This window comes from Enterobacter genomosp. S, assembly GCF_001631805.1.
In the GTDB taxonomy this organism is placed as follows: Bacteria; Pseudomonadota; Gammaproteobacteria; order Enterobacterales; family Enterobacteriaceae; genus Enterobacter; species Enterobacter quasihormaechei.
Genome location: NZ_LVVA01000018.1, coordinates 1 through 14,046, shown reverse-complemented (window position 1 = coordinate 14,046; position 14,046 = coordinate 1). Strand labels below are relative to the sequence as shown.

The following is a 14,046-nucleotide window of genomic DNA, read 5'->3' as shown; positions in this document are numbered from 1 at the left end:
AATACTATGAGTCTGAATTTCCTTGATTTCGAACAGCCGATTGCAGAGCTGGAAGCGAAAATCGATTCTCTGACAGCAGTTAGCCGTCAGGATGAAAAACTGGATATTAACATCGACGAAGAAGTGCATCGTCTGCGCGAAAAAAGCGTAGAGCTGACGCGCAAAATCTTTGCCGATCTCGGCGCATGGCAGATCGCCCAGCTGGCGCGTCATCCACAGCGTCCGTACACCCTGGATTATGTCCGCCTGGCGTTTGACGAATTTGACGAACTGGCAGGCGACCGCGCATACGCTGACGATAAAGCTATCGTTGGCGGTATCGCGCGTCTGGATGGACGTCCGGTGATGATCATTGGTCACCAGAAAGGCCGTGAAACCAAAGAGAAAATCCGTCGTAACTTCGGTATGCCAGCACCAGAAGGCTACCGTAAGGCCCTGCGTCTGATGGAGATGGCTGAGCGTTTCAATATGCCAATCATCACCTTCATCGACACGCCGGGAGCTTACCCGGGTGTTGGCGCGGAAGAGCGCGGCCAGTCTGAAGCCATCGCACGCAACCTGCGTGAGATGTCTCGCCTGAGCGTACCGGTCATCTGTACCGTTATCGGTGAGGGGGGTTCCGGCGGTGCGCTGGCAATTGGCGTGGGCGATAAAGTGAATATGCTTCAGTACAGCACCTATTCCGTTATCTCTCCGGAAGGCTGTGCCTCCATTCTGTGGAAAAGCGCCGACAAAGCGCCGCTGGCTGCGGAAGCGATGGGCATCATTGCCCCGCGTCTGAAAGAGCTGAAGCTGATCGACACCGTCATCCCTGAACCGCTGGGTGGCGCACACCGTAAGCCAGAAGTGATGGCCGCGTCCCTGAAAGCGCAGCTGCTGGCAGACCTGGCAGACCTGGACGTGCTGAGTAAAGAAGATCTGCTCAACCGTCGTTACCAGCGTCTGATGACCTACGGTTACGCATAAGCCTCACAATTATCCTAAAAGCCGCACCTTGTTGCGGCTTTTTTTATACCTGCCGTTTACCTTAACTATGCTTATCTGATGTTTTTCAAGGAGGTAAACCATGAACATCATCGCCATCATGGGGCCACACGGCGTCTTTTATAAAGACGAACCCATCAAGGAGCTGGAGCAAGCCCTTAAGGCACGCGGTTATCAGCTGATCTGGCCGCAAAACAGCGCCGACCTGCTGAAATTCATCGAACATAATCCGCGCATCTGTGGCGTGATATTCGACTGGGACGAATACGACATGGAGTTGTGCAGCGAGATCAATAAGCTCAACGAATACCTTCCGCTGTATGCCTTTATCAACACCCACTCGACCATGGACGTGAGCGCGCACGATATGCGCATGGCGCTGTGGTTCTTCGAATACGCGCTCGGCGTGGCTGAGGACATTGCGACCCGCATTCAGCAGTACACCGGTGAATATCTGGATAACATCACGCCGCCGTTTACGCGCGCGCTGTTCACCTATGTGAAAGAGGGGAAATACACCTTCTGTACGCCGGGACACATGGCCGGAACGGCCTATCAAAAAAGCCCGGTGGGGTGTCTGTTCTATGATTTCTTCGGCGGCAATACGCTGAAGGCGGATGTGTCGATTTCAGTGACCGAGCTGGGCTCGCTGCTGGATCATACCGGCCCGCACCTGGAAGCTGAAGAGTACATTGCCCGCACCTTTGGCGCCGAGCAAAGCTACATGGTGACCAACGGTACCTCGACGTCGAACAAAATCGTCGGGATGTACGCCGCGCCTGCCGGCAGCACCCTGCTGATTGACCGGAACTGCCACAAGTCGCTGGCGCACCTGCTGATGATGAGCGACGTCGTTCCGATCTGGCTGTCACCCACGCGTAACGCGCTGGGAATTCTCGGCGGCATTCCGCGCCGGGAGTTCACGCACCAAGCCATCGAAAGTAAGGTTGCGGCGACCCCTGAGGCAAGCTGGCCCGTTCACGCGGTGATCACCAACTCCACCTATGACGGGCTGCTGTATAACACTAACTGGATCAAGCAGACACTGGATGTGCCGTCGATCCACTTTGATTCCGCGTGGGTGCCTTATACCAACTTCCACCCGATTTACTCGGGCAAAAGCGGGATGAGCGGCGAGCGCGTGCCGGGCAAGGTCTTTTTCGAAACGCAGTCGACGCACAAAATGCTGGCCGCGTTTTCCCAGGCGTCTCTCATTCACATCAAGGGCGAGTACGACGAGGATACCTTCAACGAAGCCTTTATGATGCACACCACCACCTCACCGAGCTATCCGCTGGTGGCATCCATCGAAACGGCGGCGGCGATGCTGCGCGGAAATCCGGGTAAACGCCTGATCAACCGTTCGGTGGAGCGGGCGCTGCATTTCCGCAAAGAAGTTCAGCGTCTTAAAGATGAAGCGGACGGCTGGTTCTTTGATATCTGGCAGCCGGAAGAGATCGACGAAGCGGAGTGCTGGCCCGTCGCGCCGGGGGAGAGCTGGCACGGCTTCCGGGATGCCGATGCGGACCATATGTTCCTCGATCCGGTTAAGGTGACGATCCTGACGCCGGGCATGGACGAGCAGGGCGTGATGGGCGATGAGGGGATCCCCGCCGCGCTGGTGGCGAAGTTCCTCGACGAGCGCGGCGTGGTGGTGGAAAAAACCGGCCCTTACAATCTGCTGTTCCTGTTCAGTATCGGGATCGATAAAACCCGGGCAATGGGGCTGCTCCGCGGGCTGATGGAGTTCAAGCGCGCATACGATCTGAACCTGCGGGTGAAGAACATGCTGCCGGATCTCTATGCGGAAGATCCTGACTTTTACCGCAATATGCGCATTCAGGATCTGGCACAGGGGATCCACAGGCTGATCCGCCAGCACGATCTGCCGCGCCTGATGCTCCAGGCTTTTGACGTGCTGCCGGAAATGAAGCTGACGCCGCACAAGGCGTGGCAGCAGCAGGTGAAAGGGGAGGTGGAAACCGTTGAGCTGGAGAACCTGGTGGGACGGGTATCGGCCAATATGATCCTGCCGTATCCGCCGGGTGTGCCGCTGCTGATGCCGGGCGAGATGATCACCGAGAAGAGCCGGTCAGTGCTCGATTTCCTGCTGATGCTCTGTTCGGTGGGGCGCCACTATCCGGGCTTTGAGACGGATATTCACGGCGCGAAACGCGATGATAACGGCGTGTACTGGGTGAGAGTCCTAAAATAAAAGGGGCCGCTTGCCAGGGGCCGGCTGTCGGTTGTAACGTTCAGTGCATCATAAAAAGGAGAAGCTATGCTGGGTTTAAAAGCGGTTCATCATATTGCGATTATCGCCACCGATTACGCGAAAAGTAAGGCATTCTACTGTGACGTACTCGGCTTCACGCTGTTAAGCGAGGCCTACCGTGAGGAGCGCGACTCCTGGAAAGGCGATCTGGCGCTGAACGGGCAATATGTGATTGAGCTGTTCTCTTTTCCTTTCCCGCCCGCTCGTCCTTCGCGCCCGGAAGCCTGCGGCCTGCGCCATCTGGCTTTCAGCGTCGACGATCTGGACAGCGCGGTAAAACATCTGGAAGCCCACGGCGTGGCCTGTGAAGCGATTCGCGTCGATCCCTTTACCGATAAGCGTTTTACCTTTTTCAACGATCCGGACGGCTTGCCGCTGGAGCTTTACCAGCAGTAATCGCCGTCATGTGTGATAATGCCCGTTCATTTCGGGCATTTTTTATGTGTGATTTCCTATGACCTTACCCGCTATCGCGCACGCCGTTTCGCCCTACCGCCAGCTGTTGGTGGGGTTCAGCGGTGGCCTGGATTCCACCGTTTTGCTTCATCGCCTTAAGCTCTGGCGCGACCGCGAGCCTGACGTCCAGCTGCGGGCGATGCATATCCATCACGGCTTGAGTCCCCATGCTGATGACTGGGTGGCGCACTGCGAAGCGGTGTGCGCAGCGTGGGCGATCCCGCTGATCGTGGAACGGGTCACGCTGGAGGAGGAAGGGCTGGGCGTTGAAGCGCAGGCGCGAAAAGCCCGCTACGCTGCGTTTTCCGGCGCATTGCGGCCTGGAGAAGCGTTGGTTACCGCCCAGCATCTGGACGATCAGTGTGAAACATTCTTACTGGCGCTCAAGCGGGGGAGCGGGCCCGCGGGCTTATCCGCCATGCCTGAGCGCGCTGATTTTGCTGGAACAGAACTCATCCGCCCGCTGCTGAACGAGACGCGCGCGTCACTGGAAGCCTGGGCCCATCACTATCATCTGCGCTGGATAGAGGACGAAAGCAATCAGGACGACAGTTATGACCGTAATTTCCTGCGCCTGCGCGTTTTACCGCTTCTGACCGAGCGCTGGGCACATTTTTCCGAAGCGGCAGCCAGAAGCGCCATACTGTGTGCTGAACAAGAAAGCTTGCTGGATGAGCTGCTGGGCGAGGAGCTGACGACGCTGATTACCGCTGACGGCGCGCTGGATATTGCGCCGTTGAAGATGATGAGCCCCGCGCGTCGGGCTGCACTGATCCGTCGCTGGCTGGCTTTTCACCGTGCGGCCATGCCGTCCCGGGCGATGCTCAACCGTATCTGGGACGAGGTCGCCCAGGCAAGGGAAGATGCCGTGCCGTGCGTACACCTGAACGGTTTTGACGTCAGGCGCTATCAGGACCGGCTCTGGTGGGTAAAATCCGCACCGTCGCTGACTGACGTTGTGCTCGACTGGCCGTCGCCGGAGAAAGCATTAACGCTACCGTTGAATGCGGGCGTGGTTGCGTTGAGTCGTTCGGGTAACGTGCGTTTACCCGAGCCGGACGAGAAGGTCACCGTACGCTTCAGGGCCAGCGGCATGCTGCATATCGTCGGGCGTAACGGCGGGCGTAAGCTGAAGAAAATCTGGCAGGAGAATAACGTTCCGCCATGGAAGCGTGATACCACGCCGCTCCTGTTTTACGGCGATACGCTCGTGGCGGCGGCAGGGGTGTTCATCACGGAAGAGGGGTGGGCTGAAGCGGGTGTGAATTTTGACTGGAAAGCGTAACGGGCAGCCTGGCTGCCCGTTGGTTGTCAGGATTCGCTCACCACGACAGTGCCGATTTCCGGATGGCTGAAACTGGCAATCCTGTCGAGGCGCAGCTCGCGGGTTGCACCTGCATCTTCTACAACCAGATATTCCACGTTTTTACGGGAAACCAGGTCGCTGGCCTTTGCCTTTAGCACTTCGCCATCTTTGAGTTCCAGCGTCAGTATTAAATGATGCTGGCAGGCGAGTTCGAGGTTGTCATAGTCATCACAATTGATGGGTTGATAGGTATCATTCATCGACATAATCGCTCACCAGTAAATTCGCCGCAGCATACGCTGCTTTTTCCCTGACCGATTCAGAAAGGCTCTCATCAGAGGCCACTTCATTTAGCACGTTCAATACACAGCCCAACGCATCCGGGATGTACCCCAGATCTCCGCTGGCGATTTCCGCATACCGTCTGCGAATCAACTCACAATAATTATTCACATCTCCTCCTGCCAGCGTACTGACTTACTGTGAGATATCATTAAGCCTACGAAGTTAAACTCGGTTTAGCAAGGTGACTATACCATACTCATTTAAGCATTATCAGCGCCTTGATAAGGGGGGATTCACCACCTCGTAACAGCCTTTTGCTGCGGTTTTCGCTACAATGTACGCCTGATTCGAAAGGAGTTCTCTCATGGCGCTGAAAGCGACAATTTATAAAGCTGTGGTCAACGTGGCGGATCTTGACCGTAACCAGTTTCTGGATGCGTCATTGACGCTGGCGCGTCACCCCTCTGAAACCCAGGAGCGCATGATGCTGCGCCTGCTGGCGTGGATTAAATATGCCGATGATCGTCTGCAATTTACCCGTGGCTTAAGCGCGGAAGATGAACCGGAAGCCTGGTTACACAACGATCACCTGGGTATCGACTTATGGATTGAGCTTGGCCTTCCGGATGAACGCCGGATCAAAAAGGCATGCACCCAGTCCGCAGAGGTGGCGCTGTTTGCCTACAACCAGCGCGCCGCAGAGATCTGGTGGCAACAAAACAGAAATAAGTGTGCGCAGTTCAAAAATCTTACCGTCTGGTATCTGGATGATGAACAGCTGGCACAGCTGAGCGCGTTCGCCAGCCGGACAATGGCGCTCCAGGCAACCATTCAGGACGGCGCTATCTGGCTTTCTGATTCTCAGAATAATCTGGAAATTCATCTTACGGCCTGGCAGCCCGCATCATGATTGTGTTGTCCCGAAACGTCAGCATTCCTGATAACGAGCTGGAGATCACCGCCATCCGGGCTCAGGGAGCAGGGGGCCAGCACGTTAACAAGGCCTCAACGGCTATCCATTTGCGCTTTGACATTCGGGCCTCCAGCCTGCCAGAGTATTATAAAGAAAGCCTGCTTGCCGCCAGTCATCACCTGATCACCAGCGAGGGGGTGATCGTGATCAAAGCGCAGGAATATCGCAGCCAGGAAATGAACCGGGAAGCGGCACTTTCCAGACTGGTGGCGGTCATAAAAGAATTAACAACAGTGCAAAAAAGCCGCCGGGCAACGCGTCCAACGCGGGCATCGAAAGAACGTCGATTGTCATCGAAGGCGCAAAAATCCACCGTAAAATCACTGCGTGGCAAAGTCCGTCACCCGTAATGTGACGAAAGGGACACCCTTTTTCATAAGGAATGTATTGTGAAAAAAGCATTATTATCAGCGCTGGCCGTGACGAGCCTGTTCGCGCTTTTTGGCTGTAACAACCGTTCGGAAACACAGGTATTACCGCCAACGCAAAATGAAGAATTAAAGCCGATGCAGCAGAGCTGGCGCGGCGTATTGCCATGTGCAGATTGTGAGGGTATCGAAACTTCCCTGTTCCTGCAAAAAGATGGCACCTGGGTAATGAATCAGCGATATCAGGGGGCGAAAGAGCCGTCATCTTTTGCAACTTACGGAACGTGGGCGCGTACGGCTGAGAAGCTGGTATTGACCGATACCACGGGCGATAAAACCTGGTTCCGCCCTAAAGGCGAGAACATGGAGATGCTCGATCGCGAAGGCAACCCGATTGAATCCCAGTTCAATTACACGCTGGCCCCGGTGAAAGCGTCTCTGCCTGCAACCCCAATGGCGATGCGAGGGATGTATTTCTACATGGCGGATACGGCGATCTTCACGGATTGCGCAACCGGTAAGAAAATCAGCGTGGCGAACAATGCCCAGCTGGAGCGTGACTATGCCGTCGCGCGCGGCAATGACAGTAAGCCCGTGTTGCTGACGGTTGAAGGGCACTTTACCCTGGAGGCAAACCCGGATAGCGGCGAGCTGGTGAAAACGCTGGTGGCTGATAAAGACGTGAAGTTTGCAGCGGGTAAAAACTGCGAAAGCAAATAGGATTTAGCCATTAAAAAACCCCGCGCTTGCGGGGTTTTTTGTTTCTTAACCTTTGATGGCTTTCACCAGGTAATCAAGAATGTCGCCCGTCTTGATCATCTGTTTTTCGCCGTTGCGACGGTACTTGTATTCAATCTCGTCGCTGTCGAGGTTACGGTCGCCGATAACGACGGTGTGCGGAATACCGATCAGTTCCATGTCAGCAAACATCACGCCAGGACGCTCTTTACGGTCATCCATCAGTACGTCGATACCTTTCGCGCTCAGCTCAGCGTAGAGTTTCTCGGCCAGCTCCTGCACGCGGTAAGACTTGTGCATGTTCATTGGCAGGATAGCCACCTGGAACGGTGCGATGTTATCCGGCCAGACGATACCGCGCTCGTCGTAGTTCTGCTCGATAGCGGCAGCAACCACGCGGGTTACGCCAATGCCGTAGCAGCCCATGGTCAGAACCTGATTACGACCATCCTCGCCCTGAACCGCCGCGTTCATTGCGCGCGAGTACTTATCGCCCAACTGGAAGATGTGACCTACTTCGATACCGCGTTTGATCATCAGGGTACCCTTGCCGTCCGGGCTTGGATCGCCTGCGACCACGTTACGGATGTCAGCCACTTCCGGCGTCGCCACGTCACGATCCCAGTTGATGCCGAAGTAGTGTTTCCCGTCAATGTTTGCGCCCGCAGAGAAGTCGCTCATTGCCGCAACGGTGCGGTCAATCACCACAGGAACAGGCATATTCACCGGACCCAAAGAACCTGGGCCTGCGTTCACCACGGCGCGGATTTCGGCTTCCGTCGCAAAGGTCAGCGGGCTGGCAACCTGCGGCAGCTTCTCGGCCTTCACTTCGTTTAGCTCGTGATCGCCACGGACCAGCAGGGCAACCAGCGGGTAAGCGCTGCCTTCAGCAGATTTCACCAGCAGCGTTTTGACCGTTTTTTCGATCGGCAGAGTAAACTGCTCAACCAGCTCGGCGATGGTTTTCGCGTTTGGCGTATCAACCAGCGTCATCTCTTGGGTTGCTGCCGCACGAGGTTCTTTTGGTGCCAGCGCCTCTGCGAACTCAATGTTGGCGGCGTAATCAGAGGAGTCAGAGAAAATGACATCGTCTTCGCCGCTCTGCGCCAGAACCTGGAATTCATGAGAGGCGCTGCCGCCGATTGAACCGGTATCAGCCTGTACAGCACGGAAATCCAGCCCCATGCGGGAGAAGATTTTGCTGTAAGCCACGTACATTTTGTCGTAGGTCTCTTGCAGAGATTCCTGAGAGGTATGGAAAGAGTAAGCGTCTTTCATCAGGAATTCGCGAGAGCGCATAACGCCAAAGCGTGGGCGCACTTCGTCACGGAACTTGGTCTGGATCTGGAAGAAGTTCAGCGGCAGCTGTTTGTAAGAGCTCAGCTCGTTACGGATCAGATCGGTGATCACTTCTTCATGCGTTGGGCCGAGAACAAATGGACGATCGCCACGATCGGCAATACGCAGCAGCTCCGGGCCGTACTGCTCCCAGCGACCGCTCTCCTGCCACAGTTCAGAAGGCTGAACCACCGGCATTAACACCTCGATTGCACCGGCGTTGTTCATCTCTTCACGCACGATGTTTTCGACTTTTTTCAGGACGCGCACGCCGGTCGGCAGCCAGGTGTATAACCCGGAGGCCAGCTTGCGGATCATCCCGGCGCGCAGCATCAGCTGGTGGCTGATCACCTCGGCGTCGGCAGGTGTCTCCTTCAGAGTGGAGAGCAGATATTGGCTAGTACGCATGTTGTTACGGTTCCATTTCGACGATTGGAACAGGCTGAAACGCCAGCCTGACACAAAAAAAGTGGTTTAGTTTACCAGTGTGGCAAAGATGCCAAAAGAGAGGAGAACAAAATTACCTGGGTTCCAGGGCAAACACTTCAAAACCCGCATCAGTCACGCGCCAGCGCACGTTAAAGTCCAGCAGCCAGACGGCGTACGTTTTTCCGGCGTCTTCCTCTTTGCGGTAGGCGGGACGAGGGTCCTGCGCCAACACTTCAACGATAAAGTCACGCAGACGGGGATAGCGTTTTTCCAGCTGGCCGATTTGCGTCGCTATTTCAGACGTGAAGTAAACCGGCATATCTGCCTGCGGCGCGTCCTGAGCATAGCTTGCACGCGCATTCGGCAGCGCTTCGGCAAAGGGCAGGTAAGGCTTAATATCAATGACCGGCGTGCCGTCTACCAGGTCAAGGCTGCCTAACTCCAGGATCACCCGATCTTTCTGACAGCGTATTCCTTTCAGTTCGACCAGCGACATCCCAACTGGATTCGGTCGGAACGTTGAGCGGGTGGCAAAAACCCCCATTCTGGCATTACCGCCCAGACGAGGCGGGCGCACGGTCGGACGCCAGCCGCCTTCCATGGTCTGGTGAAAGACAAAAACCACCCATAAATGGCTGAACGCCTCAAGCCCGCGCACCGCATCGGCCTGATTGTAGGGCGCGACGAGATGCAGCTCGCCGCCGCCGTTAATGACCAAACCCGGCTGACGCGGCACGGCGAACTTTTCTTTATAAGGAGAGCGGATAACGCCTATCTGCTCGAACTGAAATGCACTCATTTCGCCGTGATGTTAAGCGCAGAACCGATGCATACCGCCTGACGGTAGCAGCCTGGCGTACCGCTGGTGACTTCACAGCTGTGCAACAGCACCGCGTTCGCTTTCATTTTCGACGCGTTGATTTGCATACGCTTGCGGGCTGTTGGGATATTTGGAGGGGAGTCCTGATTCGTTGCCTGACAGGATTCGCCGCTCACTTCGCCCAGTTCACGGAATGGCTTACCGACCAGCTCTTCGGCTTTGGTAATAATACGAACCGGCGCAGCGCGAGGCGCTTTCGGTTTTGCTGGCTCCGCTTTTGGCGGGGTTGCAGTGCTTTGAACGGGTTCAACAGGAGATCTGCTTAGCATAGAACAGCCGCTCAGCATCAGTGCTAAAAGACAGATCGGTAAAGCACGCATAATAATTCCTCAGTGGATAATCAAAACGTCAGATATTGAAGCAGTTGACCGCACAAATGACAAGACGGGCAAATGCCCGTCTTGATGATATTACACTGAGGTGAGATTACCAGCCTTTAACAGCGCCGCCGTTAAACACCTTATTGGCTTCCTGGTAAACTTCTTCAGACTGATATGCCTGAAGGAATTTCTTCACGTTTTCCGCGTCTTTGTTGTCTTCGCGAGTCACGATCAGGTTGACGTACGGGGAATCTTTGTCTTCAACGAAGATGCCATCTTTCGCAGGGGTCAGGCCGATCTGGCTGGCGTAAGTGGTGTTGATAACGGCCAGCGCGATCTGTGCATCGTCCAGAGAACGTGGCAACTGAGGGGCTTCCAGTTCAACAATTTTCAGATTTTTCGGGTTTTCGGTGACGTCCAGAACGGTCGGCAACAGGCCAACACCTTCTTTCAGTTTAATCAGGCCCACTTTCTGGAGCAGAAGCAGCGAACGGCCAAGGTTGGTTGGGTCGTTAGGGACGGCAACCTGTGAACCCGGCTGGAGTTCATCCAGAGATTTAATTTTCTTGGAATAACCGGCAATCGGGTAAACGAAGGTGTTACCGACAGCAACCAGCTTGTAGCCGCGATCTTTGATCTGCTGATCCAGGTACGGTTTATGCTGGAAGGCGTTAGCGTCAATGTCGCCTTTGCTCAGCGCTTCGTTCGGCAGAACGTAATCGTTGAAAGTCACCAGCTCAACGTCCAGGCCGTATTTTTCTTTCGCGATTTTCTGCGCGGCCTCAGCAACCTGCTGCTCTGCACCGACGATAACGCCTACCTTGATGTGGTTTGGATCTTTTTCGTCCTGACCGCAACCCACCAGTGCCAGCGAACCAATCAGTGCGCCTACTGCTGCAAAGGTCTTAAATTTAAACGCCATGTTATATCCTTAACTCGTCGAGTTTGTGTTGTTTGTAACGTTATTTATGCGTAACAGCCCGGACGATACGATCGCCAGAGAATTGGATTAAGTAAACCAGCACAACCAGCAATACCAGAACGGTATTCATTACGGTAGCGTTATAGCCAATATAGCCGTACTGATACCCAATCTGGCCTAAACCGCCGGCACCCACGGCACCGCCCATCGCGGAATAACCGACCAGCGTGATAAGCGTGATGGTTGCTGCATTCACCAGCCCTGGTAACGCCTCAGGCAGCAGAACTTTACGAACGATCTGCATTGGCGTTGCACCCATCGCGCGGGAAGCTTCAATCAGGCCCGTTGGGATTTCCAGCAGGGCGTTTTCCACCATGCGGGCGATAAACGGCGCGGCGCCTACGGTTAGCGGGACGATTGCCGCCTGCAAACCAATCGACGTTCCGACAATCACGCGGGTAAACGGAATCATCCACACCAGCAGAATAATGAACGGTATAGAACGGAAAATGTTGACCAGCGCAGAAAGCGTACGATACAGCTTCGCGTTTTCAATAATTTGACCCGGGCGCGTGACGTACAGCAGCACGCCGACCGGCAGCCCAATCACAAAGCCAAAAAAGCCCGATACGAAGGTCATTGCCAGCGTTTCCCAAACGCCGCGAACCAGTAGCCACATCATCGGCTCAGACATAACCCAGTACCTCTACTTTTACATGATGTTCTTGCAGCCAGGCAATTGCCGCCTGGGTTTCTTCCTGCGTGCCGTGCATTTCCGTCAGCATGATGCCGAACTTGACGCCGCCGGCGTAATCCATCTGTGCGCTGATAATGTTGTTGTTCACGTTAAAGCGACGCGCGGTTTCGGAAAGCAGCGGGGCATCTACGGACTGACCCGTAAACTCCATGCGCAGCATTGGAACGCTGTCCGCCGCAGCGTCTGTTTTCAGTCGTTCCAGATAATCTTCCGGAATATCCAGATGCAGGGTGGACTGAATGAACTGCTGAGCCAGCGGCGTCTTAGGATGTGAAAACACTTCGCTGACGGTGTCCTGCTCGATCAGCTCACCGTTGCTGATGACGGCGACACAGTCGCAGATACGCTTCACCACGTCCATCTCGTGCGTAATAAGGAGGATAGTCAGGCCCAGACGACGGTTAATGTCTTTCAGCAGTTCCAGGATAGAACGCGTGGTTGCCGGATCTAACGCGCTGGTGGCTTCATCACACAGCAGCACTTTTGGGTTACTTGCCAGCGCGCGCGCAATCGCCACGCGCTGCTTTTGCCCGCCGGAGAGATTGGCCGGGTAGCTGTCATGCTTATCACCCAGCCCAACCAGATCCAGCAGCTCGGTGACGCGACGCGTAACTTCTTCCTTCGGCGTGTTGTCCAGCTCCAGCGGCAACGCCACGTTTCCGAAAACGGTGCGTGAGGCCAGCAGGTTAAAGTGCTGGAAAATCATGCCGATCTGACGACGTGCTTTCGTGAGTTCTTTTTCGGAGAGCGCCGTAAGCTCCTGGCCGCCAACTTCTACGCTGCCCTGGGTTGGGCGCTCAAGCAGGTTAACACACCGGATCAGCGTACTTTTACCTGCACCCGATGCGCCAATGACGCCATAAATTTGACCAGCAGGCACATGCAGGCTGACATTGTTCAGCGCCTGAATGGTACGGTTCCCCTGCTGGAACACTTTGGTGATATTGGAAAGTTTAATCATTAGATTATTTTTATCGTAAGTAAGTTAGCCGTGGCATTTTCTTCTGCCAGATACGGGGTATGACCGTAAACAAAATGGATGTTAAGGCATCCAGACGTCTAAATCAATCCAACTCTGTGCGATGAGCACTTTATTGCGCTGCGATTCATGAGATACTAGCTGAACAAGCCTTTTTCAGGAGCAAACCGGTGGCAAAATCTGTACCCGCAATTTTTCTCGATCGTGATGGCACTATTAATGTGGATCACGGTTACGTCCATGAGATTGATGAGTTCGAATTTATTGAGGGCGTAATAGATGCCATGCGCCAGCTGAAAGAGATGGGTTACGCGCTGGTGGTGGTAACTAATCAATCCGGTATCGCCCGGGGGAAATTCACCGAAGCACAGTTTGAAACGCTGACGGAATGGATGGATTGGTCTCTGGCCGATCGCGGCGTCGATCTTGATGGCATCTATTATTGTCCGCATCATCCACAGGGAACCGTAGAAGCATATCGTCAGACCTGTGATTGCCGTAAGCCACACCCGGGCATGTTTATCTCTGCCCAGGAATTCCTGCACATTGATATGGCCGCGTCTTATATGGTGGGCGATAAACTGGAAGATATTCAGGCAGCGGCGGCGGCAGGTGTGGGAACCAAAGTATTAGTGCGGACCGGTAAACCAGTCACGCCAGAAGCAGAAAATGCAGCCGACTGGGTGATAAATAGTCTGGCAGATCTGCCAAAAGAGATTAAAAAGCACCAAAAATAGACGTTTTGGTGAAAAGGTGAGCGGTTGATATAAAAATGCATTTTTCCGCTTGTCATTCCTCGGCGGCTCCCTATAATGCGCCTCCATCGACACGGCGGATGTGAATCACTTCACAGACAACCCGGTCGGCTGAAGAGAAAAAATCCTGAAATAACGGGTTGACTCTGAAAGAGGAAAGCGTAATATACGCCACCTCGCGACAGTGAGCGAAAGCGCGTTGCAACTGCTCTTTAACAATTTATCAGACAATCTGTGTGGGCACTCAAAGTGACATGGATTCTTAACGTCGCAAGACGATA

Annotated in this window: 16 protein-coding genes; 8 read left to right on the top strand and 8 right to left on the bottom strand. The window is 54.6% G+C overall.

Annotated features, from left to right (window positions below; genetic code table 11):
- Positions 1–6 precede the first annotated feature (6 nt).
- From accA to tilS, 4 genes are all read left to right on the top strand, one after another.
- Positions 7–966, top strand: a complete 960-nt coding sequence (gene accA / locus A3466_RS11050; RefSeq protein ID WP_006810033.1) for an acetyl-CoA carboxylase carboxyl transferase subunit alpha — start codon at positions 7–9, stop codon at positions 964–966.
- Positions 967–1,066: 100 nt separating this feature from the next.
- Positions 1,067–3,199: a lysine decarboxylase LdcC gene (locus A3466_RS11045; protein ID WP_063450588.1), complete on the top strand. Its 2,133-nt coding sequence runs from the start codon at positions 1,067–1,069 to the stop codon at positions 3,197–3,199.
- A 66-nt stretch (positions 3,200–3,265) separates the two neighbouring features.
- The gene (locus tag A3466_RS11040) at positions 3,266–3,655 is read left to right on the top strand and encodes a VOC family protein (RefSeq protein ID WP_003856151.1); all 390 of its coding nucleotides are present in this window, start codon (positions 3,266–3,268) and stop codon (positions 3,653–3,655) included.
- Between the two features lie 58 nt (positions 3,656–3,713).
- A complete protein-coding gene (gene tilS, locus A3466_RS11035) occupies positions 3,714–5,000 on the top strand; it encodes a tRNA lysidine(34) synthetase TilS (RefSeq protein WP_063450587.1) in 1,287 nt (428 codons plus the stop codon).
- Positions 5,001–5,026: 26 nt separating this feature from the next.
- Here the strand turns inward: tilS and rof are convergent, their stop codons facing one another.
- Both rof and A3466_RS11025 read right to left on the bottom strand, forming a co-directional pair.
- Entirely contained in the window at positions 5,027–5,287 is a 261-nt protein-coding gene (rof, locus tag A3466_RS11030) for a Rho-binding antiterminator (RefSeq protein ID WP_063450586.1), read from the bottom strand.
- Positions 5,274–5,474 (bottom strand): YaeP family protein, encoded by a 201-nt coding sequence (locus tag A3466_RS11025; protein WP_003856146.1) that lies wholly within the window; start codon positions 5,472–5,474, stop codon positions 5,274–5,276. Before A3466_RS11025 ends, rof begins: the two co-directional genes overlap by 14 nt.
- 196 nt (positions 5,475–5,670) lie before the next feature.
- On the opposite strand from A3466_RS11025, the gene A3466_RS11020 reads away from it, so the two are divergent.
- The 3 genes from A3466_RS11020 to nlpE are packed head-to-tail and all read left to right on the top strand — an operon-like array spanning position 5,671 to position 7,367.
- A complete protein-coding gene (locus A3466_RS11020) occupies positions 5,671–6,216 on the top strand; it encodes a YaeQ family protein (RefSeq protein ID WP_063450585.1) in 546 nt (181 codons plus the stop codon).
- Entirely contained in the window at positions 6,213–6,629 is a 417-nt protein-coding gene (gene arfB / locus A3466_RS11015; protein ID WP_063450584.1) for an alternative ribosome rescue aminoacyl-tRNA hydrolase ArfB, read from the top strand. Before A3466_RS11020 ends, arfB begins: the two co-directional genes overlap by 4 nt.
- 39 nt (positions 6,630–6,668) lie before the next feature.
- Positions 6,669–7,367 carry an envelope stress response activation lipoprotein NlpE gene (gene nlpE / locus A3466_RS11010; RefSeq protein ID WP_063450583.1) on the top strand — a complete coding sequence of 233 codons (699 nt, stop codon included), beginning with the start codon at positions 6,669–6,671 and terminating at the stop codon, positions 7,365–7,367.
- 45 nt (positions 7,368–7,412) lie between these two features.
- Here the strand turns inward: nlpE and proS are convergent, their stop codons facing one another.
- From proS to metN, 6 genes are all read right to left on the bottom strand, one after another.
- On the bottom strand, positions 7,413–9,131 hold the full coding sequence (proS, locus tag A3466_RS11005) for a proline--tRNA ligase (protein WP_063450582.1): 1,719 nt from the start codon (positions 9,129–9,131) through the stop codon (positions 7,413–7,415).
- A 112-nt stretch (positions 9,132–9,243) separates the two neighbouring features.
- Positions 9,244–9,951 (bottom strand): tRNA (N6-threonylcarbamoyladenosine(37)-N6)-methyltransferase TrmO, encoded by a 708-nt coding sequence (gene tsaA, locus A3466_RS11000; RefSeq protein ID WP_063450581.1) that lies wholly within the window; start codon positions 9,949–9,951, stop codon positions 9,244–9,246.
- Complete coding sequence (rcsF, locus tag A3466_RS10995) at positions 9,948–10,352, bottom strand: Rcs stress response system protein RcsF (RefSeq protein WP_063450580.1); 405 nt, start codon at positions 10,350–10,352, stop codon at positions 9,948–9,950. Before rcsF ends, tsaA begins: the two co-directional genes overlap by 4 nt.
- Positions 10,353–10,458: 106 nt before the next feature.
- Entirely contained in the window at positions 10,459–11,274 is an 816-nt protein-coding gene (gene metQ / locus A3466_RS10990) for a methionine ABC transporter substrate-binding lipoprotein MetQ (RefSeq protein ID WP_006810023.1), read from the bottom strand.
- Between the two features lie 40 nt (positions 11,275–11,314).
- The gene (locus A3466_RS10985) at positions 11,315–11,968 is read right to left on the bottom strand and encodes a methionine ABC transporter permease MetI (RefSeq protein WP_003856130.1); all 654 of its coding nucleotides are present in this window, start codon (positions 11,966–11,968) and stop codon (positions 11,315–11,317) included.
- Positions 11,961–12,992 carry a methionine ABC transporter ATP-binding protein MetN gene (gene metN, locus A3466_RS10980; protein ID WP_063450579.1) on the bottom strand — a complete coding sequence of 344 codons (1,032 nt, stop codon included), beginning with the start codon at positions 12,990–12,992 and terminating at the stop codon, positions 11,961–11,963. The genes A3466_RS10985 and metN overlap by 8 nt, the downstream gene beginning before the upstream one ends.
- A gap of 188 nt (positions 12,993–13,180) precedes the next feature.
- Here metN and gmhB point away from each other — a divergent pair, with 188 nt between their 5' ends.
- Positions 13,181–13,747 (top strand): D-glycero-beta-D-manno-heptose 1,7-bisphosphate 7-phosphatase, encoded by a 567-nt coding sequence (gene gmhB / locus A3466_RS10975; protein WP_063450578.1) that lies wholly within the window; start codon positions 13,181–13,183, stop codon positions 13,745–13,747.
- The last annotated feature ends 299 nt before the right edge of the window (positions 13,748–14,046 follow it).